The 20,513-nt window shown below is 62.8% G+C and carries 21 protein-coding genes and 1 tRNA gene; 7 read left to right on the top strand and 15 right to left on the bottom strand.

The features are described 5' to 3' along the window. Positions 1-73: 73 nt before the first annotated feature. The 10 genes from M5C98_RS15715 to M5C98_RS15670 all read right to left on the bottom strand — a co-directional run bounded on the left by M5C98_RS15715 (position 74) and on the right by M5C98_RS15670 (position 7,199). Positions 74-472 carry a single-stranded DNA-binding protein gene (locus M5C98_RS15715; RefSeq protein ID WP_272548374.1) on the bottom strand — a complete coding sequence of 133 codons (399 nt, stop codon included), beginning with the start codon at positions 470-472 and terminating at the stop codon, positions 74-76. Further along, positions 469-987, bottom strand: a complete 519-nt coding sequence (locus M5C98_RS15710) for a DUF3158 family protein (RefSeq protein ID WP_272548373.1) — start codon at positions 985-987, stop codon at positions 469-471. The genes M5C98_RS15715 and M5C98_RS15710 overlap by 4 nt, the downstream gene beginning before the upstream one ends. Beyond that, a complete protein-coding gene (locus M5C98_RS15705; protein WP_272548372.1) occupies positions 984-1,802 on the bottom strand; it encodes a PFL_4669 family integrating conjugative element protein in 819 nt (272 codons plus the stop codon). The genes M5C98_RS15710 and M5C98_RS15705 overlap by 4 nt, the downstream gene beginning before the upstream one ends. A gap of 408 nt (positions 1,803-2,210) precedes the next feature. Then, complete coding sequence (locus tag M5C98_RS15700; RefSeq protein WP_272548371.1) at positions 2,211-3,407, bottom strand: STY4528 family pathogenicity island replication protein; 1,197 nt, start codon at positions 3,405-3,407, stop codon at positions 2,211-2,213. A gap of 2 nt (positions 3,408-3,409) precedes the next feature. Then, positions 3,410-3,970: a DUF2857 domain-containing protein gene (locus M5C98_RS15695; RefSeq protein ID WP_272548370.1), complete on the bottom strand. Its 561-nt coding sequence runs from the start codon at positions 3,968-3,970 to the stop codon at positions 3,410-3,412. Between the two features lie 11 nt (positions 3,971-3,981). Beyond that, complete coding sequence (locus tag M5C98_RS15690) at positions 3,982-5,694, bottom strand: ParB family protein (protein ID WP_272548369.1); 1,713 nt, start codon at positions 5,692-5,694, stop codon at positions 3,982-3,984. After that, positions 5,687-5,947 (bottom strand): type II toxin-antitoxin system HicA family toxin, encoded by a 261-nt coding sequence (locus tag M5C98_RS15685; protein ID WP_272548368.1) that lies wholly within the window; start codon positions 5,945-5,947, stop codon positions 5,687-5,689. The genes M5C98_RS15690 and M5C98_RS15685 overlap by 8 nt, the downstream gene beginning before the upstream one ends. After that, the gene (locus M5C98_RS15680) at positions 5,931-6,794 is read right to left on the bottom strand and encodes a ParA family protein (RefSeq protein WP_272548367.1); all 864 of its coding nucleotides are present in this window, start codon (positions 6,792-6,794) and stop codon (positions 5,931-5,933) included. The genes M5C98_RS15685 and M5C98_RS15680 overlap by 17 nt, the downstream gene beginning before the upstream one ends. 37 nt (positions 6,795-6,831) lie before the next feature. Continuing rightward, positions 6,832-7,044 (bottom strand): AlpA family transcriptional regulator, encoded by a 213-nt coding sequence (locus M5C98_RS15675; RefSeq protein WP_272548366.1) that lies wholly within the window; start codon positions 7,042-7,044, stop codon positions 6,832-6,834. Positions 7,045-7,049: 5 nt separating this feature from the next. Beyond that, positions 7,050-7,199 (bottom strand): hypothetical protein, encoded by a 150-nt coding sequence (locus M5C98_RS15670; protein WP_272548365.1) that lies wholly within the window; start codon positions 7,197-7,199, stop codon positions 7,050-7,052. A gap of 93 nt (positions 7,200-7,292) precedes the next feature. On the opposite strand from M5C98_RS15670, the gene M5C98_RS15665 reads away from it, so the two are divergent. Continuing rightward, the gene (locus tag M5C98_RS15665) at positions 7,293-7,460 is read left to right on the top strand and encodes a hypothetical protein (protein ID WP_272548364.1); all 168 of its coding nucleotides are present in this window, start codon (positions 7,293-7,295) and stop codon (positions 7,458-7,460) included. A 64-nt stretch (positions 7,461-7,524) separates the two neighbouring features. On the opposite strand, the gene M5C98_RS15660 is transcribed toward M5C98_RS15665, so the two are convergent. Then, complete coding sequence (locus M5C98_RS15660; RefSeq protein ID WP_272548363.1) at positions 7,525-8,427, bottom strand: LysR family transcriptional regulator; 903 nt, start codon at positions 8,425-8,427, stop codon at positions 7,525-7,527. 128 nt (positions 8,428-8,555) lie between these two features. Here M5C98_RS15660 and M5C98_RS15655 point away from each other — a divergent pair, with 128 nt between their 5' ends. Together M5C98_RS15655 and M5C98_RS15650 are read left to right on the top strand one after the other, a co-directional pair. Beyond that, entirely contained in the window at positions 8,556-9,731 is a 1,176-nt protein-coding gene (locus M5C98_RS15655) for an IS5 family transposase (RefSeq protein WP_272548362.1), read from the top strand. 544 nt (positions 9,732-10,275) lie between these two features. Further along, the gene (locus M5C98_RS15650; protein WP_272548361.1) at positions 10,276-10,920 is read left to right on the top strand and encodes a hypothetical protein; all 645 of its coding nucleotides are present in this window, start codon (positions 10,276-10,278) and stop codon (positions 10,918-10,920) included. Positions 10,921-11,231: 311 nt separating this feature from the next. Here the strand turns inward: M5C98_RS15650 and M5C98_RS15645 are convergent, their stop codons facing one another. Further along, positions 11,232-12,329, bottom strand: coding sequence for a hypothetical protein (locus M5C98_RS15645; RefSeq protein WP_272548360.1), 1,098 nt, complete (start codon positions 12,327-12,329; stop codon positions 11,232-11,234). A 382-nt stretch (positions 12,330-12,711) separates the two neighbouring features. Between M5C98_RS15645 and M5C98_RS15640 the strand changes: the two genes are divergently transcribed. The 3 genes from M5C98_RS15640 (at position 12,712) to M5C98_RS15630 (ending at position 14,032) form a co-directional block, all read left to right on the top strand. Continuing rightward, positions 12,712-12,803 (top strand) — tRNA-Leu (locus M5C98_RS15640). Positions 12,804-12,816: 13 nt separating this feature from the next. Next, entirely contained in the window at positions 12,817-13,449 is a 633-nt protein-coding gene (locus M5C98_RS15635) for a DUF6806 family protein (RefSeq protein WP_272548359.1), read from the top strand. Positions 13,450-13,516: 67 nt separating this feature from the next. Beyond that, on the top strand, positions 13,517-14,032 hold the full coding sequence (locus tag M5C98_RS15630) for a M48 metallopeptidase family protein (RefSeq protein ID WP_272553303.1): 516 nt from the start codon (positions 13,517-13,519) through the stop codon (positions 14,030-14,032). Positions 14,033-14,066: 34 nt separating this feature from the next. Here M5C98_RS15630 and murI read toward each other — a convergent pair whose 3' ends face one another. From murI to M5C98_RS15615, 3 genes are all read right to left on the bottom strand, one after another. Further along, entirely contained in the window at positions 14,067-14,987 is a 921-nt protein-coding gene (murI, locus tag M5C98_RS15625) for a glutamate racemase (RefSeq protein ID WP_272548358.1), read from the bottom strand. 100 nt (positions 14,988-15,087) lie between these two features. Then, positions 15,088-16,641 carry a fumarate hydratase gene (locus M5C98_RS15620; RefSeq protein ID WP_272548357.1) on the bottom strand — a complete coding sequence of 518 codons (1,554 nt, stop codon included), beginning with the start codon at positions 16,639-16,641 and terminating at the stop codon, positions 15,088-15,090. Positions 16,642-16,715: 74 nt separating this feature from the next. Then, positions 16,716-18,935, bottom strand: coding sequence for a putative bifunctional diguanylate cyclase/phosphodiesterase (locus M5C98_RS15615; protein ID WP_272548356.1), 2,220 nt, complete (start codon positions 18,933-18,935; stop codon positions 16,716-16,718). 186 nt (positions 18,936-19,121) lie between these two features. Between M5C98_RS15615 and fumC the strand changes: the two genes are divergently transcribed. Continuing rightward, on the top strand, positions 19,122-20,507 hold the full coding sequence (fumC, locus tag M5C98_RS15610; protein WP_272548355.1) for a class II fumarate hydratase: 1,386 nt from the start codon (positions 19,122-19,124) through the stop codon (positions 20,505-20,507). Positions 20,508-20,513 lie beyond the last annotated feature (6 nt).

Genomic DNA, 20,513 nt, shown 5'->3' with positions numbered 1-20,513 from the left:
CGTTGAGGCATCGCCGACGTCTGGCGCATGGAGGGCGGATAACGGTTGCGGCAGCCGCCCTCGCAGACCCCGTTCAATCGGCCTGCGGTTCCGTCTCGTGTCCCGATGGCCGGGCGCTGAGGGTCACCGACTCGATGCGGTAGGGCAAGATGCCTACCGTCCGGGCGTTGATGCGATAGGTCGTGCGCGGGTTGTTGTCCTCATCGGTCCAGTCGTTGCGTTCCTCACGCCCGTTGACGGCGATGCGCATGCCTTTCTGGAACAGGTGAACCCAGTGTTCGGCATCGCGGTGCCACCACTCGACCGGCCTCCAGAAACCGCCACGGTCCTCGTAGCCGTCCTTGCCCGGGATCGGGTTGTCGAAATACACGTTCAGGCGCAGGACCCGGCGCGGCTCCTCGTTGCCGTTGGGGTATTCGTCGTACTCGGGCGCAGAGCCGATATTGCCCTCGCCATGGAAATGCGTGCTCATGGGTGTGACTCCTCGGGGTGGATGATGGCGCGGATGCGCCGTTGGTAGATCGTGTCGGCGTGGGCCACCTTGTTGGCGCAGTCGGTGGCCTGCCGCGCGATGCTGTGGGTGAGGCTGACCTGCATGTTCAGCACGATGCGCTGAACCTCGATGGCGTACAGGTCATCGATCAGCGCGGCAGGCATCGCGGGATCGGCAAGCAGTCCTTCCCACAACGCAACCCCCATGCGGGAGCGATCGACGTTGCGCCAGCGCAGGAACGTGGTGCCGGCCGCGGTGTTCTGCGGGGCCAGATGGGCGGCCAGCCGATCGAACGGAAAGCCTTGCACCTGTGGCAGCAAACGGCGCTCGGCCAGTGCAACGAGGCTGTCGCGCAGACCACTGCAATGGCTGGCCCAGTCCTCCAGCGCCCCCTTACCTTTAAAGGGTCTTAAAAGGCCTTTTAGGTAGGCCGCATGTTCCAGCGACTGGAAGGCGGGCTGTTCCAGTGGCACAAAGCGATGCAGCGCGCTCATGCCGGCTCCTCTCCGTCGTTGTCGGAGGGGGCATCCTCGTCCTGCGGCGTCGCGTCGGTGCCGGTGGGCGCTGCATCGGTATCCATGATCGGTGCCTCTTCCGGTTCACGGGAGCGCGTGGTGGCAGACGCTGGCGCGGACCGGCGCACGGGCGGTGGGGCGAAGCGCGAGCGGCGCGAGCCGTCCAGAATGTCCTGCGGCAGATCGCCGAATTTTTCCCGCGCCACGCGCGCGGCGGCGTTGCCGGTGGAGAAGTCGTTGCGGGTCGTCCCGGAGTATCGGTATTGCTGTGCCAGCGAAAACAGGCTGCGCAAGGCGTGGGCGCCTTCGTTGAGCCAGCGTTCCAATGTCCCGCGATCGATCAGCGCGGTGTGGTGGGCCAGGATCAGGCGGCGTGCCAGATCGTCGTAGTCCGCCAACAAATAGACCGCCATGAAGCCCAACTGCGAGGCGACGAACAGCGGCAGCTTGACGGGCTGGACGTTGAGGTTCTCGCCCAGGCTCAGGGCGGGTGGAACATCGGCCAAGGCACGGTCCACCTGTTCGCGCAGGATTTGCAACTGTTCTTTGGTGGCGTTGAGCTTGTCCTCGATCCGAAGCATCCACCAGTCGGAGTAAGGATCGTCCTGTTCCGATCCACGCTTCAACTTGTTCATGATGCCGACGAAGCCGTTGAGGCCGATGATGCCGGGCTTGCCTTCCGCGGCGGCCCGGCCATGCCAGATGCGCGAGGCGTGGTGGGTGTGCAACGTCAGCGACATCGCACTGCGCAGCGACCCCAGGTTCAACTGCAATGGTTCCGTTTCGTTGGCCATGGTGGCAACCCTCGTTGGTGGAGACGAGGTTTCAGCATCTGCGAGCGCGGGAAGGCCGTCAGTGATCAAACCGCACCCCTCGAACGCCTGTTTGTGCGCGCATGCACAGGGGCGACGGCCTCCCGAAAGTCATTGATCCTCCAGCCAGGAAGGCTGCATGTCGCGCTATACCCAGGGTATAGGCGACCCTGGCCTTCGGTGGGACGCCGGCACAGGCGCGTGGAGCGCAAAAGGTCTTGCGACAGGGTGCGCGCCGCAGAGAGCGCGCCCCTCGATCAGTCCGCCGATGTGGGCACATGCCCCGCCGTCGATGGAGGGTGGCGCGCCGGGTTATACCCGGGGTATAGCCCAGCATGGAACCCAGTGGACGATCCAGCGTGCGATTGCGAACCTCAAGACCGCACCGCGTCACGGCATCCGCAGCAGCGCCCGGATCTTGGCGATGTGCGCCCGTGCCACCTCCGGGTCTGCCGGGCGGGACGGGGCCGGCTCGGCCGCGGTGGGAGCGGTGGGGGCGGGAGGTGCCTTCGATGCGGCCCAGGCTTTGAAGTCCCCGCGCAACGCGCGCTGGATGAGGGCAAAGAGATAACCTGCGGGATTGCGCACCGTGCTTTCGCGGCAGCGTGCATCCCACTCCTCCAGAACGGCCTGGTGCAACGCGGGATCGACCGACTGCAGGGCGGCGAGCGCCCCGTTCTGCTGTTCCGACTTCAGGGCCTTGAACCGCTCGGGCAGGAGCAGGGCGCCTCGCGTGCGGGGTACTGTACGTATTTCTTTTTCTATCTCTTCTTTACGTACAGTACGGTCCTCGTTCGGATTCCGAAGCGTGCCGGTTTGGCGGGCTTTTTGACCCACTTCGGAATCCGAACCCGGTGGTTTCCGATTCCGAAGAAGGCCGCTCGACCCGTCTTCGGAATCGTGACTGTCCCCAGCCTGTGGATAACCGATCGTCTCCCCCCACCCCTGGGCGGCGAGGCGTTGGGTCAGCACCTGCAGACGGCTCGGCAGTATCCGCCCGTTGAGCATCGGGTCCTCGGCCATCTCCTTGAGCGTGTGCACGCCGACCCGCTGGATGGACTTGCTGGCGTGATCGAGCGCATGGCTGACCAGCCCCAGGTAGTCGGGGTCGAGCTGGATGCCTTCATAGGGCGTGAGCGGTTCGTCGTGAAGGACGTAGAGATTGCCCAGCATTCGCCCGGTCCTGGCATCGCGCCGCCGCCGGACCAGGCTGACCCAGCGGGTCAGGCGCAAGAGGGTCAGCGCGCGTGCAACGGTCTCGTGCGATGCCTTGGCAGCGCAGGGCATGGAGGCAAGGTAGGGGCACAGTTGGTCATAGGTCGGAAAGGCCGTGATGCCATCGTCGTTGAGCAGCAGGCGAAACACCTGCCAGGCATTGCGCTCCAGGGGCGTGAGACGCCGGTCCAGCAGCAGCGCCCTCGGCACGCTGTCATGGCGATTGCCGCTGAAAATGAAGCCATCGGATGGGGGCAGGGCTGGCGCGGCTTTTTCCGGCGGGGTTGCGGGTTCGACTTGCATCCGCTGCAGCGCCTGGTCGAGCAGTTCTCCCAGCAGGACCGGCCCGCCTGGTCTGCGCGGTGCTGTCATGTTCAAACCAGCCCTTCATCGATCCATCCGCGAATGGCGCTCCAGATCACCGAGACCGGCACCCCCGTGGATTCCGAAAAATCCGCCGCGATGGCGAGCATGGCCGTGTCGTTGTTCAGCGCGATGCCCCGCTCCTTGATGAGGTCCGACCAGGATTCCCACAGCTGTGCGTCCTGCTGTTCCGTCAGGACCGGATACCGACCCTTGCGCTTGGGCAAGCCGATCACCGATCTGCGCAGCGCGACTTCTTGATGCGTCAATCCGTAGAACTTGCTGATCATCTCGGTACTGGCACCCAGGCGCAGCATCCGGTCCACCGCCTCGATCTCCTTGGCCACGTCGTTCACCTGATGCAGCAGGCGGCGCAGCACATCGCGGTTGACCTCGACCGAACACCAAGACACCGTTGCATTCGCCAGCACGCTCGCCATGGCCGGGTGCTTCAGGGCATCGAGGTCCTGGTCATCGAAGCCCATGGATTTGGCTTTGCGCAGCTGGCCGTTGCGAAGGTCGTGCAGGGCCTGTGCAATCACGGCCTGGTTCAGCGGATGCGGACCGGACATCGCGGCCCGTCCTACGGGGACGGCATGGCGCTGTCGCCATGCAGGGAGGCTTCGATGTCCAGCAGCCGCCGCGCCAGGCGCACCAGCCGAAACAGTTTCACCAGGCCGTTGTCGCTCAATCGCGGAAACTGTACCTTGAGGCCCGGCCCCTGCAGCAGGGGGCCGAGATGGTTTGCCAGATGCACCGTGTCGATGTGCGGGGCAACGAACCGTGCGTGCTCAAACGGTGCGCTCAGGGCATGCAGGAGCGAGAGGATCGTGCGCGGGAAGGGCGCACTGGCGCGCTCGCCGATCGATTCGCTGTCCTGGGCGCAATGGAAGCCGATACCGTCTTCGCTGGGAAGGATTTCAGCGGACAGTTCCGCCTCGTCGGCGATTTCCAGCGCCAGTTGCGCGATGAGGGTTCTCAGCCGTTCCGGCGTGTCCAGGCCCGGATCGATGTACCAGATGTCGCTCACCGGATAGAGGCCACCCGCCTGCACCGGAATGGCTTGCAGCACATTGCTCTCGAAGTCCGGCGGTGCCTCGCCAAGGTGGTCGGCCACCAGGCGCTGGATGGACTGCAATCGATCGGACGTCGGTGCCGGGGAAACCACATGCCCACGCACCCGCGCTGCATGATCGTCCGCCTCGTCGAAAGCGCCGTTGCGCGCTTGAACTGTGAGCGGTTCCGGTGGCGAGACCGCTTCGGAAGGGTCGGTCGATGGTTCCGTGCGGGGCGCAGGCAGCGCTGCGATGGGAGATGTCGCAGGCGATGGGCGTGGGGGAGGGGGCAGCTCGGGCGGGGCCGGCATCGCGGGGATGGCCGGCACGCTGCCCGGTTCGCTGCTGAGCAACTGCCAGCGCTTGTCCGAGGCCGTGATATCGAAGGCGAGCGTATCGTACTTCTCGCCCAGCAGATCGGCCATCTGTCCCACCAGTTCGTCCTGCACGCGCTGCACGTTGAACTGGCCTGGGCTCGCGTCGAAGACCGACAGCACATCCTGGAACAGCGTCGGAAAATCCAGGTCGAGCCGGCTCGATGCTGCACGCGCCTCCCAAATCTTCGTTCCCGTCCTGCGCAGGGCCGTGAGTTGTTCGACCTGGTGCCGACCGAGACCGCCGTAGAGGACATTCGGAATGGCGGGTAGCAGGTATTGAATCGCCTCCTGCATGCGGCTGATGTGGGGTTGGGGAACCGGATAGCCATCCGATTTCAGCCGCCGCGCCAGTTCAGATTGCGACAGCGGCTTGCCATCCTCTTCTTCATAGAGCTCCCGAACCTTCTCGATGCCGAGCGCCTGCTCGATGAAAGACAGGCCGCCATGGAGTTCGTTTTCCGCGAGGTGGCCGGTCAGCGCGACGATCTCGCCGCGCTGGGGCCAGGGGCGAAAGAGGCAACCGATGCGAAAGAACCGCTCGTCCTTGGTCTGCGCCCACAACTCCCGCAGGACTGCCAACCGGGTATTGCCACCATTGCGGATGATGTAGTGGGTCGCGCCAGGTCGGCGGGTGATCGGCGGCGGTGTGTCCAGACCACGCTCGCGGATCGACGCCAGGATGTCGTCGTACAGCGGATTGCGCGTGATCCGGGGATCGAGCTCGTAGGGGCGCAACTCGTCCAGTGTCACGATCATCGGCGTATCGGCGATCGGGTCCGTCAGCGCGTCTGCCACAGGCCCGGTGCGGGTGAAACGGTCCTGCAGCAACCGCGATGCCATGTCCTGTGGGGAAATCTCAGCCATGGGGTGCCTCGTGTCTGCCGGTATCGTGCGATGTATCTGCCTGGCGCTGCGCGCGGCGCAGCCGGGCGTGTGCATTGCTAGCGGAGCGGTGATCGCTGGGGGTCGAGCTGGTGAAGATGGGGGCCAGCCCCGCTTTGAAAAACCGGAGATGCCCCCCGGCGGTGCGTGTGACTTCCCACCCCTCCTTCAGCGCAAACTCGATGAGAGGCAGCAATCGTTTGTGGCCGCGGGCAAGCTCATGGGCGTTTGGCATGGGCAAATCTCCCGCCGGGCTTGCCGTTCACCGCGACAAAACGTTCGTTCCACTGGGGGCACAACTCCGAAGCCAGGGCGCGGACGATCTCGAATGCCGCTGGGGTGAGGCGTCCCTGGGGGCGGCGATGTTCCACCCGATGGGCGGGCAATCCGCGTGTGGCGGCGCGCGGAAACGCCTCGATGGCCGGCACCTCTGTTTCGAGGACATGGACGCCGGGATGTTCTCCAAACACCAGGCGCAGCGTCTGCTGGATCAGCCGGGCATTGGCCGAAACCGCAGGCACCCGATTGATCAGCAGGTGCAGCGGTGGCACGGGGATGCCAAGATGCCGGTATGGGGCGATATCTTCGATGAGCTGCAGCGTCCCGCGCCGCAATTCTCGGGCTGCGAGCACTTCCGGCGTCACGGGTGAGACCACGCATTCCGACGCGAGCACCGCCATCTCCAGGAGGACGCTTCGGGCCCCCTGGGTGTCTATCAGCACCACGTCGTAGTGGGGCCGAAATACCGGGAGCAGATGGCGCAACCGCAGCCGTCCATCCGGAGCATTCAGAAGCAGCGTATTGAGTTGCCGATGCTCGTCGTTGGACAAAACCACATGCAGGCGTTCGATCGCGGTGTGCGAGACCAGCCGCGTGAGGTCGCGCTCGTTGAAAGCCAGTAACTCGTAAATGCCAGACGGGGCACGGCTGGTGAGCTCGTAGTACGACGAGAGGGTGGGTTGCATGTCCAGGTCCAGCAACAGCACGCGCAAACCCGCGTCCGCGATGAACCCGCCGAGATTGGCGGCAACGGTGGTTTTCCCGACGCCGCCCTTGGTCGAAATCACCGAAATCACCTGCATGGCGGTTCGCTCCGCTTCACAACGAATGGGAGCCGGGTCATGCGCGGTCATTGAGACGGTCGATGATCCACTGGTCGATCTCCGTGGAATCCCAGCCCACGGCACGCACCCCTAGCCGGACGGCTTTCGGAAACTTGCCATCCTTCATCAGGTTGTACAGGTGCGCGCGTTTGAAACCCGTCTTGGCTTCCACCTCCGCACGGCGAAGGATTTTGCGCCCGGTATCCGGCGGGCTGCTCTGTTCGGACATTGCGATCACTCCTTGATGCTCAGTGGCACTTCTTGGGCGTGATCCGCATTAAATGGATGCCATTGCCGAAAATCAGTAAACAATGCGGTTGCAATGGATACCGCATTCATTCCGTCGCAATCAGAAACGTGATTACCAGCCAGTTCGCTCGTCATTCAACTCTCACGGTTTGGGTCAGGGCGCTACATATTAAGTAGCGATCGCGCGCGAATGAAGAGCTTGGTATTGCCTGTCAGGATGCCAGGCGCTTGAGCACCATGTTCTGCCGCAAAACGTCGCCCGAGCGACTTAAAATGTCTGCGCTTTACACAAAAAGTTGTTCTCAAGGCGGCTTGCCGCTGCTGGCAGAAAAACAGCGCAATCCTTTAATCGTTTTGAAATCAACGGAATATGGCACCTGCCATGCAAGCAGGTGACTTTTTTTGTCGTCAGGCCGATGGAAAATGCAGGGGATATGTCATGAAAATTTCATGTTGGCGATTAATCGGTCGGCGTGGCCATTCCGATTTGTCTTGCACGCTGGATAAATCGAGTCGTTTCCGGTGAGGTGTTTTCATCGGAGATAACGATGAAGGTGGGGACATCCGGGATTTCGTCCACCATGGGCCGGACAATGACGTTCGGATGGTCATACAGGGCGGCTTGGGACTGCATGCCGATGCCCACCCCGTATCCTGCCGCGACGAGCATCATCATGGCCTCATGGCACGCGGCATGTTCTGCGACGGTCGGTGATGCGAGATCGTGATCGGTGATCCAGCGCTGTATGACTTTGTAGCCACCCGCCCATCGTTCCGGGTGGCACATGATCAGTGGGTAACGGACCACTTCCCGCATGGAAACTTTGTCCTGAGACAGGATCGGGTGATGTTTGGGGATCGCTATTGCTGGGCGCTCCTTCCACACCATGTGCTTAAGGTAGCCATCAACGGGTTCCTCATCCATGGTGAAGCCCATGTCGATCTGGTCATATCGAAGCGCAATCTGCATTTCGTTGACGGTCATTTCGGTAATGCGAATTTCCGTACTGGGTTCTTCTTCCCGGCTTTGTGAAAGAAGTCGTGTCAGACGCGGCTGGGCGAGACTGTCGGTAATGCCTACCCGCAAACGACCCTTGAATCCGAGGGATGCCGCTGCAACGCGGGTTTTAGCGCTTTCTATGTATTCGATTATACGGCGGGCCTCATCCCGAAATACCTCTCCGCACCAGGTGAGGGTGATCCGGCCCTTCGTTCTGTTCAGCAACTGCACGCCCAATTGCTCTTCCAGATCCTTGATTGCCCGCGATAACGGTGATGGCTCGATATTCGCTCTGGCAGCGGCGCGAACGAAACTCTGCTCCTGGGCAACGATCAGGAAATATTGCAAGTGACGTATTCTCATGATGAAACCTCCTTTGGTTGTTCGAGTAGTGCCCCTTTAGCAGGCTGAAGAAATACCCCCGCTCAGCCAGCCCGGCAACCCAACCCCGGTAAGCTCACCAGTCCCTCCCATCTCCATTGCCTGACCCCATGCGCGGCGCCGACACCTTCACCGAGAGCCTGTTTTCCGTTCGCAAGCTCGACGACTTTGTCCCAGCCTCGCATCCCCTGCGTCCCATCCGCAAGATGGTCAACGCAGCCTTGGCCAAGATGGATGCCCTGTTCTCGCGCATGTACGAAGCAGACATCAAAGGCGGGCGCCCCAGCATCGCCCCCGAGAAGCTGCTGCGCGCCATGCTGCTGCAAGTGCTGTACAGCGTGCGCTCGGAGCGCCAGTTGATGGAGCAGGTGCAGTACAACCTCTTGTTTCGCTGGTTCATAGGCCTGTCCATGGACGACGAGGTCTGGGTACCCAGCGTGTTCACCAAGAATCGTGAGCGCCTGATCGAGCACGACGCCGTGATCGAGTTCTTCAACGAAGTGCTCAAGATCGCCGACAAGAAGCACTGGCTCTCGGGCGAGCACTTCAGTGTGGACGGCACGCTCATCCAGGCCTGGGCGGGCCACAAGAGCTTCGCGCGCAAAGGCGACGATGACGCGAGCGGTGATGGTCGTGATGGCAATAGTGACAACACAGATGATGGCCATGGTGCAGATGCCAAAGCCAACAGCGATGGCGGCAACTTCAAGGGCCAGCGGCGCAGCAACGACACCCACGAATCCACAACCGATGCCGATGCCCGGCTGTACCGCAAAGGCAATACCGCCAGCGAACTGCGCTACATGGGGCACACCCTGAGCGACAACCGCCACGGGCTGGTGGCCAATGCGGTAGTCACGCTGGCCGATGGCTACGCAGAACGGGAAGCAGCCAAGGCCATGATCAACGACGCCAGGCAGGCGCAGGCCGATCCCATGCGAACCATCACGCTGGGGGCAGACAAAGGCTATGACGCATGCGAATTCATTGAAGCGTGCCAGGCCATGAACGTCACGCCCCACGTGGCCCAGAACAAGTCAGGCAGAAACTCGGCCGTGCCCGAAGCCATTGCGCAAAGCGAAGGCTACGCGGTATCGCAACAAAAGAGAAAGCTCATCGAGCAAGGCTTTGGCTGGGCCAAGACCGTGGGCGGCATGAGGCAGGTGATGGTGCGAGGAATCAAGCGCGTGGACCAGATGTTCGTGCTGACGATGGCGGGCTACAACCTGGTGCGCATGCGCACGCTGGGGCAATGGGGACAGGTGCGTGCGCAGGCAGTGCATTGAGGGAAAACGGGTGCAAAGGTGGCCCCAACATGCGCAAGAACGCCTGATTGGCCGCTCGGATCCCGGGATGTGAAAGCCAGCGAGCCCGCCGACGACCGCAGGCCAGGACTGGCTTGGAATCTGGGGAGTATTTCTTCAGCCTGTTAGGGGGCGCGAAATTATTCGCGCTCGAATCAGCCTTGCAGATGCTGCATCTGAAATGGGCGATTGAAGGACAACCGCCGCGCGTGAACGGCGCATAGATCTAAGCACCAAAATTTCAAGCAGCAGATTAGGGAGAGGCTGCAGAATTGGCGTGGAATGAGATGCTCATTTCACCCAGTCATTTCAGGCGAATATTTATGTTAGCCCATTGTGCGAACGTGGTCTCTCGTGCCCTCGTTTCTGCTGTGCTACTCTCCGTGAAGTTCAGTTTCGTAGGGTAAACTCTTTCGGTAATAAGGCCTCAAGCTAACTTATATTTTTATATGACCGTTGGTTGTATCCACTTTGAATTTCAATAAGCTATCTTTTATGAATAATTTCTTGCAAAGGATTTGCAATTATGAAGCCGCGCGACCTGCATACAATTCATAATCTTATTGTGACGAACTACACGATCGTTCAGCAACCGAGTGGAAGCTACCTGCACAAATTTACACCTGCAACAACGGCGACTGTGTACCAATTTGAAGGAGCATCAACGCCAAGGGTCGTTGATGGGAAACACTACAATATCGGTTTCAGGCCGGATCGGAATGGACTGAATATTGTTGATACGGCGTTTATTTCCGAGATTTCCGAGGTGGACCCAGCGATTAGCCATGCGGTGGCGCAGAAAGTGTCTGCTGAAAATTACGCGATTGAAAAAGTCAATAATGACCGGCGAGTAACGCCCAAGGGTAAAGTGACTGGCTACTATTGGGGGAAGAAGTACGCTTGGCGTGTTTTCGGCTTGGCCATAAGTCAGAATGCCTTTGATGAGTATCTTAAAGAGATAGGCCATCCAACAGTGCCTTGCACGACTTATGAGCCAGACAAGCCATTCGGAAACACCCAATCTATCGCATATGCCGAAGAAGGCCTTGAGGGCGCGATGAAAAATCTGATAACTCTCGCGACGAAAAAAGGCTCTTATTACACGTCTCCGCTCTATTCCAAAAAATTTGCAATTAAAGGAATCAATGCAATTACGGACAAGAAGGCCTGAGCAGTCGCTTGCTCACGCATGACGCTCGCGTGAAACACGACAGTTGCCGAAAAGATGATCCCGCGCAAGGCAGCTTTTGATTTCAGAATTTCTTCTGCGGTGCCATTGCCGCGTCATTGAAGATCGATATGAAATCAACTCCTAAAGCGATTGCCCAGAAGCCCCGAGATCCTGCAATTCGTACAGACGCTCCCCGTCCCGGACTCGGAAAAGGCTTGGGTCCCGGAAACGCGGGCGGTTGGCCAGCAGGCCCCGACAAGGGACCGTCCGGGAAAAAGAGAAGCGTCAATCGGCCGCGTCAAAAGTGACGCTCAAGCGCCGCGCTCTGCGCGCGGCGTGCCGCGATGGTGATCGCACCACTCATCGAAGGATCTTTGCACGTGCGTCGCAGGTTCTTGCCAGAGAAGCGATGCGAAAAAGCCCACATGGTTGAGACGGTGGGCTGTGACATACATCCTTACCAGTGCATCACAGATTTTGTTTGCCGCCAACACTGGCCTGTAGATGTGTCCTCTTGCTGCCACCCTCTCGATGAATGTCCGCAGTTGATCGGTCCGTTGGGGAAATATGACGCCCCGATTCCATCGCTTGATCGTCGCTTCGCTAGGCAGCGAAGCCGAATCGGTACTATTCAGCAGCAATTGTTCGCGCAACTGCGCGAGACTTGCTGCGCCTGCGAGGCTTTTAGCCATCCTGAGCCAGGAGACGCCGGGTTGGATTCGATGGCCTGTGAGTAGATTGCTGTACTTTCCACACAGTTCCTGCGCTTGTATCGCACCTGGGTGACGAACTGCTTGTCTTGCTACGACACTGAGTTGGAGTTGCAGCCAAGCATGCAGTCGAGGTCGAAGTGTCTCTCTCTCGGTTTGGGCTGTGGCAAGAACGTCCAAATCATGGTTGCGCCAGAAGAGGTTCAGCATTGGGTCGGCACGAACAAGCGCGGCGGCGTTGCGAAAGTCGCCCACCACCAACGCGGCATCAGCCCTTTTGGAGGCGAGTTCGATCTCGACATAGGCCCTCATGAAAGCAGTAGGGTAGGTCGGCTCTTCACGGATGCCAGCGATGAAGCATCCCCATAAGCCGGGAAGCTCGCCCGAAATGCGATCAGCAATTTCGTTCGACTCAAGCGCGCCGGCATGTAAGCCGGCTTCCAGTGCGTTTGCGAATGTGATCGCCCTTTCGTTGTCCTGCCCCAGTGCCTTCAAGGCCTCAATGGCCTGCTTCATGAGCCGTTGCGGTGAGACGTCCCTTCGACGCAGATTTCGTGCGAGGGTGCCGAAATCACCGGGCTCGGACTCCATCTCGTGCCATGGAAATCCTTCTGCCTTCATTTCCCATTCCACCGATGGCAGGAAGAGGCCACTGAACACCATGGGAGTGGGGCGTCCACGACCGAGCGTCAATGTCATTTTTTGCCTTTCGGTAGTTGTCGCTTGGCTAGATCTGATCATCCGTGTCGAGCAGATGTCGGTGGCCTCATGATCCGTCCACCATCCTGAAGGCTACGACCTTTCCGCTCTTTCGAGCAATGCGTTTGCCTATGGGTAAAAACAAGTCTATAATCATGTCCATCCCAAAGCCCGGGATATGAGAAAGTTGTTAGAAATCAAGCGGTTAGAGGCTAGGTTCTAGTCCCTTTTCCCGCTCCAGTTTTGTAAGGGAAGCTTCGGCTTCCCTTTTTTATTGCGCGAATCGGTTGTTCATAGCGAACTGCTGATCCGTATTTGGAGCGTTGCGCACCTGCGTGGCCCGGGTTACGCTTGAATGCGAGGCGCGCGCCGCGCAGCCGGCGCCCCGATGGTGAAATTGGTAGACACTGCGGACTTAAAATCCGCCGCTTCCTGAAAAGGGGCGTGCCGGTTCGACCCCGGCTCGGGGCACCATTACGATTCGATCATGTCAAGTTACAACGCTCCCTTTGAAATCCATGTCCACGGCCAGGTGCAGTTGCGTGCCGATGCAGGGTTTGATCAATTGCAAGAGGCCTTGAAGCCGCTCTGGAAGTACGCTGGAGCCCGCTCCTTGGCTGACGGTGCGGCGAGCGCCTATGAGGAAGAGCCTGGCATCCAGTTCGACGCCAAGGAGCACACCCTGCAAATCTGCTGGACGGTGCGCGGCGACGAGGACTTCCGCCAGTCGCTCGACGAGATGTGCATGAGCCTCAACGAGTTGTCGGAGCAGGGCGCGGCCATTGAGGTCACGTTCTATGACACCGACTTCGATGAAGACGAGGAGGATGACGGCACCGAAGCGCGTGACGACTTCCTCATGCTGTTCGTGGGCCCGACCCCTGCAGCCATCATGCAGGTGCAGCGCGATCTGCTCGTGCAGGATGTGGTGAACATGATGGAGCGCCACTTCGATGGCGCCGAACTGGGCGGCGTGGTGGCTGAGATCGACAAGCTGTTCTCGCAGCGTTTCGATGCCCTGGTGAACTCGCTGGAGATCGGCAAGCCGCCACGCGGCAGCGGCGGTTCCGGTGGCGGCCATGGTGGCAGCGGCGGGCGCCGCCCCCGCCATCTGCACTGAGAGCGCACGCGTTTTCTCGAAAGATCCGGTGGCCTCTCATCCAGAGGCGGCCAGCGGGTCGGGACCGATGGCGATCGAACTGCCTTACCTTCGTGCGTACCCGGATGCCTTGCAGGATCAGGTGCGCACGCTCATCGCCGAAGGCGGCTTGGCGGCCATGCTGCAGCGCCGCTATCCCCAGGCGCATGCTGTTCGCACCGACAAGGCGCTGTACCAATATGCCGCCGACCTGAAGGCGCAGCATCTGCGCAAAGCCGATACGGTGCAGAAGGTGGTTTTCGACAGCAAGATCCATGTGGTGCGGCATGCCTTGGGTCTTCACACCTCGTCGGCGCGTGTTCAGGGCGGGCGCCTGACGGCGCGCCACGAGATCCGCATCGCCTCCATGTTCAAGCAGGTGCCGGAAGAGTTTTTGCGCATGATCGTGGTGCACGAACTGGCCCACTTGCGCGAAAAGAACCACGACAAGGCGTTCTATCAGCTATGCGAGCACATGGAGCCCCGCTACCACCAGTATGAGTTCGATACCCGGTTGTATCTGACCCATATCGAGCACGCGGGGGAACGCCTCTGGGGTGCCTGATTGCTATTGTTTGTGTAGCAATGTGCCGGCGTATTTATTGCGCCAGAGCCTGATTGGACTCATGTGCCACTGGGCCAGTGCCGTTTCCAGATACGGCCGCTACGCTGCAGCACTGGGCGGGCAGTTGCAGCCAGCGCTGCGCAGCCGCCTGCAGGGGCCGTAGCGAGCCCGTGGTCATCAATCGAATGCGGTCCCGTGCTGGCGGGACTTGATCGCCGGGCTCGGCCAGGAGGCCTGTGGCCTGAAGCAGCCGGCGGGTTTGCCTTGCGACCGGCTCGCCGGTGTCCACTAGGCGCACCGCCGGGCCGATGAGCGCGCGCAATTCTTCTTCGGCGAACACATAGTGCGTACAGCCCAGCACCAACGTGTCGATGCTGCCGGCGGTGGTGCCGAACGCTCCCATGGCGCCGATGTAGCGCGTGCACAGTTCGCGCACCTCGGAGGATTCAGCGGCGGCGGCCGGCACCGCATGTTCTGTGCTGCGTTCGATGGCGTAGGCCAGACCATCGCAGGGCTGGACCACAAACTCGGCCTGCGATTGCAGCGACCCCAGCAGCAGCGCGAACTTGCTGCTGGTGAGCGTGCCCCGCGTGCCGATGACGCCGATGCGCCCGGTCTGGCTCAGCGCCACTGCGGGCTTGATGGCCGGCTCCAGGCCGACGAGGGGCAGGTCCGGGCATTGCGTGCGGACCTCATGGATCGCTGCGGCCGTGGCCGTGTTGCAGGCCACGACCAGCGCCTTGATGCCATGTTCCGCTTGCAGATAGCGGGTGATCGCGTGGGTGCGCGCGGCGACATAGGCGTCGCCCCGCTCGCCATAGGGCGCATGGCCGCTGTCCGCCAGATAGACGAATCGTTCGTGCGGAAGCTCGGCTTGCAGTGCGCGCAGCACGCTCAGGCCGCCGATGCCGCTGTCGAACACACCGATGGGGCGTTGCTGCGAGGTGGGCGTCATGCGTGCCTTGGTGCGATGTGAACGGAAAAATCAGAAAACTCTGGCGGCCCCATCGGCTGCAGGCCACGCCTGGAGCCGCAGCCGCAGCCGGGGATAGAGTTCAAGCGGCGACGAGATCGATGGACTTGAACTCGCCCGTGGCGATGCGCTTTTGCCACTCCGCCGGGCCGGTGATGTGGGCGCTGGTGCCGCCAGCGTCCACGGCCACGGTCACTGGCATGTCCACCACGGTGAACTCGTAGATGGCTTCCATGCCCAGATCGGCAAAGCCGACGACCTTGGCTTCCTTGATGGCCTTGCTGACCAGATAGGCGGCGCCGCCCACGGCCATCAGGTAGGCGCTTCGGTGCTTCTTGATGGCTTCGATGGCGACCGGGCCGCGCTCGGACTTGCCGATCATCGAGATCAGGCCCGTTTCGGCCAGCATCATTTCGGTGAACTTGTCCATGCGCGTGGCGGTGGTGGGACCGGCGGGGCCCACGGCCTCGTCCTTGACCGGGTCCACGGGGCCCACGTAGTAGATGACGCGGTTGGTGAAGTCCACGGGCAGCTTCTCGCCCTTGGCCAGCATGTCCTGGATGCGCTTGTGCGCGGCATCGCGGCCGGTGAGCATCTTGCCGTTGAGCAGCAGCGTGTCGCCCGGCTTCCAGCTCGCCACTTCTTCCTTGGTGAGGGTGTCCAGGTTGACGCGGCGGCTCTTGTTGTAGTCGGGCGCCCAGTCGATCTTGGGCCACAGGTCGAGCGAGGGCGCCTCCAGATAGGCGGGGCCGGAGCCGTCGAGCACGAAGTGCGCGTGGCGCGTGGCGGCGCAGTTGGGGATCATCGCCACGGGCTTGGAGGCTGCATGCGTGGGGTACATCTTGACCTTGATGTCCAGCACGGTGCTGAGGCCGCCCAGACCCTGCGCGCCGATGCCCAGGGCGTTGACCTTCTCGTACAGCTCCAGGCGCAGTTCCTCGACCTGGTCGAGCTTCTCGCCGCGCGCAGCCTTGGCCTGCAGCTCGTACATGTTCAGGTCGTCCATCAGGCTTTCCTTGGCCAGCAGCACGGCTTTTTCCGCGGTGCCGCCGATGCCGATGCCCAGCATGCCGGGCGGGCACCAGCCGGCGCCCATCGTCGGCACGGTCTTGAGCACCCAGTCCACCAGGTTGTCGCTGGGGTTCATCATGACCATCTTGGACTTGTTCTCGCTGCCGCCGCCCTTGGCCGCGACGGTGATGTCCACGGTGTCGCCCGGCACGATCTGCGTGAAGGTCACGGCAGGCGTGTTGTCCTTGGTGTTCTTGCGGGCGAACTGCGGGTCGGCCACGACGCTGGCGCGCAGCGTGTTGTCGGGGTGGTTGTAGCCGCGGCGCACGCCTTCGTTGATGGCGTCTTCCAGGCCGCCGGGAAAGCCTTCCCAGCGCACGTCCATGCCGATCTTCAGGAACACGTTGACGATGCCGGTGTCCTGGCAGATGGGGCGCTGGCCGGTCGCGCTCATCTTGCTGTTGGTGAGGATCTGCGCCATCGCGTCCTTGGCCGCAGGGCTCTGCTCGCGCTCGTAGGCGCGCGCCAGGTGGGCGATGAAGTCGGCGGGGTGGTAGTAGCTGATGTACTGCAGGGACGCAGCAACGGACTCCACGAGGTCGTGGTACCGGATGGTCGTGGTCATGGTGGGGTGTGTTTTTTGGAGAGAAACGGGACCGCGCAATTATCGCCGCCCGCTCCGGACGGCGCTGGCGGCGTTCAGCCGCGCGGCGCGGCGTCGAACGGCAGGCTGTCGGCAGGCCCCAGCCCGCCGATCACGGACGGCGCAAAATCCGCCGAGCCTTCCGGCTTGTCGCCCTGGGCCCAGGCCAGCAGCACGTCGGCCGGCATGGGGCGGGCGTAGAAAAAGCCCTGCAGCTCGTCGCAGCGCATGGCCAGCAGGATGTCGCGCTGGCCGCTGGTTTCCACGCCCTCGGCCACCACGCGCAGGCCCAGGGCATGGGCCAGCCGCACCACGGCATCCACCACGGCGCGGGCGTCTTCTTCGTGTTCGAGGTCATTCACGAAGCTGCGGTCGATCTTGAGCTGCTGGGCCGGCAACTGGCGCAGGTAGTTCAGGCTCGAATAGCCGGTGCCGAAGTCGTCGATGGACAGGAACACGCCGATGCGCGCCAGGCCTTCGAAGGTGCGCTGCGTGGCCTTGGTGTCTTCCATGGCGACCGATTCGGTGATCTCGCACAGCAACTGCGAGGCATCCAGGCCATGGAACTGCAGCGCGTGTTCGATGCGCTCGGCCAAGCCGCTTTCGCGCAACTGGTGCACCGACAGGTTGATCGCTACGCGCATGTGCAGGCCGCTGCGCGCCCAGTCGGCCATCTGCCGGCAGGCCTCTTCGATGACCCAGGCGCCCAGCTGGCCGATCAGCCCGAAGCGCTCGGCCAGGCCGATGAACACCAGCGGGCTCACCATGCCGCGCGTGGGGTGGCGCCAGCGCAGCAGCGCCTCCACGCCGTTGATGCGGCCGCGCTTGCCGTCGATCTTGGGCTGGTAGTGCAGCGCGAGTTCGCCGCGCGCGAGGGCGTGGCGCAGGTCGTTTTGCAGTTCCAGCTGGTCGGATGCGTCGGAGCCCATGTGGGGCTCGAACATGGCGTAGCTGTTGCCGCCCGCGCGTTTGGCCGCATACATGGCGGCATCGGCATTGGCCACCAGCTTGTCGCGGTCGCCGTGGTCGGGGTGCAGCACCACGCCGATGGAGCAGCCGATCTGCACCTGACGGCCGGCCACATGGAAGGGCAGGGCGAGCGATGCGAGGATGCGGTTGGCAACGACGATGCAGTCGGCCGTGTTGCCCACGTCTTCCAGCAGCAGCAGGAATTCGTCGCCGCCCACGCGGGCCACGGTGTCGCTTTCGCGCGCCTCGGCCCGCAGGCGCTGTGCGGCTTCCGACAGGATGGCATCGCCCGCGGCATGGCCGAAGGAGTCGTTGATGGGCTTGAAGCCGTCCAGGTCCACGAACAGCACGGCCAGGCGGTCCAGCACGCGGTGGTGGTTGGTGCGCTCCAGGCGCAGCAGGGCGTGGGCCAGGCGGTCTTCGAACAGCAGGCGGTTGGGCAGGCCGGTGAGCGCATCGGCGAACGCGCGTTTTTGCAGTTCGGCATTGGCCTGCTGGAGCTTGGCATTGCTGTCCTGCAGCGACTGGGTGAGCCGGCGCGCGACGTTCTGCAGCCGCGCATCGAGGATGGAGATGAACAGCGTGCTGAGCATCAGCAGCAGCGTGATGACCGCCACCATGGCCGCCAGCCCCGGGCCGCCCAGTGCATTCGCGCTCAGGCACACGGTGCCTTGCGGGAATTGGGCGGCGGCCATGCCGATGTAATGCATGCCGCAGATCGCCGCAGCCATCACGAGCGATGCTGCTGCCTGAAACACCCTGCGGCGGTTGCCGTGCATGCGCTGCAACGTGCGAAAGAGCCAGAGCGCCATTGCCGATGCCAGCACGGCGACCCCGATGGACAGCGCCACGTACAAGCCGTTCCAGACGATGCCGACCGACAAGTGCATGGCCCGCATGCCGATGTAGTGCATGGCGCTGATGCCGCTGCCCATGGCCAGCGCCCCGAAGGCCAGGTGCAGCCACCGGAACCGCTCCAGGCTGGCCATGCCCAGCGCGACGGCGGAGGCCGCCACGGCAGACAGCCATGACAGGGCGGTGATCGCACCGGTAAACCCGAGCGGAATGGGCAGCTCGAAGGCCAGCATGCCCAGAAAGTGCATGGACCAGATGCCCGTGCCCATCACCAGCGAACCCGCGGCCCACCAGGCCAGGCCGATGCGGCGCTGGGAGGTGCGCACGCGGCGGGCGAGGTTCAGCGTGACATAGGAGGCCAGCACCGCCACGGCAAACGATGCCGCCACCACCAACGGATCGTGGTGCGACGGCAGGAAGCCAGTCAACGGTTGGGCGAGTTCGGGGGGCATGAAAGGGCGGCGACCGCACGGGGGCCAAAGGTGTCCAAGTGTATCCACCGCGGGCTCTCCCGGGGGCAGTGAGGGTCTCTGCGCTGCTAGGTCCTCACCGATGAGAATGGTTTTGTTTCGCGTTATGCTTTTGGGTGATACGCACCGTGTGCGCCCCTTGTTTTCTCACCACCGGACCCGCCCGACATGACTACCCGCATCGAACGCGACACCTTCGGCCCCATCGGGGTGCCGGCCCACCAGCTTTGGGGCGCGCAAACGCAGCGGTCGCTGCAGAACTTCGACATCTCCGGCGAGCAGCAGCCGCGCGAGATCATCCAGGCCCTGGCGCAGGTCAAGCGCGCCTCGGCCGTGGTCAACCAGGCGCTGGGATTGCAGGACGCGAAGAAGACCGATGCCATCGTGGCCGCGGCCGACGAGGTGATCGCCGGCCGGCACCCGGGCGAGTTCCCGCTCGTGGTGTGGCAGACGGGCTCGGGCACGCAGACCAACATGAACGTCAACGAGGTGCTGGCCAACCGCGCCAGCGAGATCCTGGGCGGCGAGCGCGGCGAGGCCCGCCTGGTGCACCCCAACGATGACGTGAACCGCAGCCAGTCGAGCAACGACGTGTTCCCCACCGCCATGCACGTGGCCGCGGTGGAGGCGCTCACGCACCGGCTGCTGCCCGCCCTGGCCAGGCTGCGTGCCACGCTGGCGCAAAAGGCCGAGGACTTCGACGGCATCGTGAAGATCGGCCGCACCCACCTGCAGGACGCCACTCCGCTCACGCTGGGCCAGGAGTTCTCGGGCTACGTGGCGCAGCTCGATCACGGCGAACGCCACGTGCGCGCCGCGCTGCCGCACCTGTGCGAACTGGCCCTGGGCGGCACCGCCGTGGGCACCGGCCTGAACGCCCCCAAGGGCTATGCCGAGCAGGCCGCGGCCGAGCTGGCGCGCCTGACCGGGCTGCCGTTCGTCACGGCGCCCAACAAGTTCGAGGCCCTGGCTTCGGTCGATGCCCTGGTGCATGCGCACGGCGCGCTCAAGACCCTGGCCGCCAGCCTGATGAAGATCACCAACGACGTGCGCTGGCTGGCGAGCGGCCCGCGCAGCGGCATCGGCGAGCTGAGCATTCCTGAAAACGAGCCCGGCTCGTCGATCATGCCGGGCAAGGTCAACCCGACGCAGAGCGAGGCGGTGACGATGCTGGCCGCCCAGGTGTTCGGCAACGACGTGGCGATCAACTTCGGCGGTGCCTCGGGCAACTTCGAGCTGAACGTGTTCCGCCCGATGGTGGCCCACAACTTCCTGCAGAGCGTGCGCCTGCTGGCCGACGGCATGGTGAGCTTCAACGACCACTGCGCCGTGGGCATCGAGCCCAACCGCGACCGCATCGCCGAGCTGGTGGACCGCTCGCTGATGCTGGTGACCGCGCTCAACACGCACATCGGCTACGACAAGGCGGCCTTCATCGCCAAGAAGGCGCACAAGGAGGGCAGCAGCCTGCGCGAGGCCGCCGTGGCGTCGGGCCACGTCACCGGCGAGCAGTTCGACCAATGGGTCGTGCCGGGGAACATGGTTGGCCGCTGAAGGCCG

Source organism: Acidovorax sp. NCPPB 3576 (genome assembly GCF_028473605.1).
Lineage (GTDB): Bacteria > Pseudomonadota > Gammaproteobacteria > Burkholderiales > Burkholderiaceae_C > Paracidovorax.
The sequence above is the reverse complement of the archived record's forward strand: the minus strand, read 5'-3'. Positions and strand labels throughout refer to the sequence as shown.

Coding starts and splice junctions, on each gene's coding strand:
- M5C98_RS15710 (WP_272548373.1), bottom strand. CDS start 987: ATGAGCGCGCTGCATCGCTTTGTGCCACTGGAACAGCCCGCCTTCCAG.
- M5C98_RS15645 (WP_272548360.1), bottom strand. CDS start 12,329: ATGACATTGACGCTCGGTCGTGGACGCCCCACTCCCATGGTGTTCAGT.
- M5C98_RS15630 (WP_272553303.1), top strand. CDS start 13,517: ATGGCGATCGAACTGCCTTACCTTCGTGCGTACCCGGATGCCTTGCAG.
- M5C98_RS15715 (WP_272548374.1), bottom strand. CDS start 472: ATGAGCACGCATTTCCATGGCGAGGGCAATATCGGCTCTGCGCCCGAG.
- M5C98_RS15655 (WP_272548362.1), top strand. CDS start 8,556: ATGCGCGGCGCCGACACCTTCACCGAGAGCCTGTTTTCCGTTCGCAAG.
- M5C98_RS15680 (WP_272548367.1), bottom strand. CDS start 6,794: ATGCAGGTGATTTCGGTGATTTCGACCAAGGGCGGCGTCGGGAAAACC.
- M5C98_RS15700 (WP_272548371.1), bottom strand. CDS start 3,407: ATGACAGCACCGCGCAGACCAGGCGGGCCGGTCCTGCTGGGAGAACTG.
- M5C98_RS15620 (WP_272548357.1), bottom strand. CDS start 16,641: ATGACCACGACCATCCGGTACCACGACCTCGTGGAGTCCGTTGCTGCG.
- M5C98_RS15690 (WP_272548369.1), bottom strand. CDS start 5,694: ATGGCTGAGATTTCCCCACAGGACATGGCATCGCGGTTGCTGCAGGAC.
- M5C98_RS15685 (WP_272548368.1), bottom strand. CDS start 5,947: ATGCCAAACGCCCATGAGCTTGCCCGCGGCCACAAACGATTGCTGCCT.
- fumC (WP_272548355.1), top strand. CDS start 19,122: ATGACTACCCGCATCGAACGCGACACCTTCGGCCCCATCGGGGTGCCG.
- murI (WP_272548358.1), bottom strand. CDS start 14,987: ATGACGCCCACCTCGCAGCAACGCCCCATCGGTGTGTTCGACAGCGGC.
- M5C98_RS15635 (WP_272548359.1), top strand. CDS start 12,817: ATGTCAAGTTACAACGCTCCCTTTGAAATCCATGTCCACGGCCAGGTG.
- M5C98_RS15615 (WP_272548356.1), bottom strand. CDS start 18,935: ATGCCCCCCGAACTCGCCCAACCGTTGACTGGCTTCCTGCCGTCGCAC.
- M5C98_RS15705 (WP_272548372.1), bottom strand. CDS start 1,802: ATGGCCAACGAAACGGAACCATTGCAGTTGAACCTGGGGTCGCTGCGC.
- M5C98_RS15695 (WP_272548370.1), bottom strand. CDS start 3,970: ATGTCCGGTCCGCATCCGCTGAACCAGGCCGTGATTGCACAGGCCCTG.
- M5C98_RS15650 (WP_272548361.1), top strand. CDS start 10,276: ATGAAGCCGCGCGACCTGCATACAATTCATAATCTTATTGTGACGAAC.
- M5C98_RS15670 (WP_272548365.1), bottom strand. CDS start 7,199: ATGACGAGCGAACTGGCTGGTAATCACGTTTCTGATTGCGACGGAATG.
- M5C98_RS15660 (WP_272548363.1), bottom strand. CDS start 8,427: ATGAGAATACGTCACTTGCAATATTTCCTGATCGTTGCCCAGGAGCAG.
- M5C98_RS15675 (WP_272548366.1), bottom strand. CDS start 7,044: ATGTCCGAACAGAGCAGCCCGCCGGATACCGGGCGCAAAATCCTTCGC.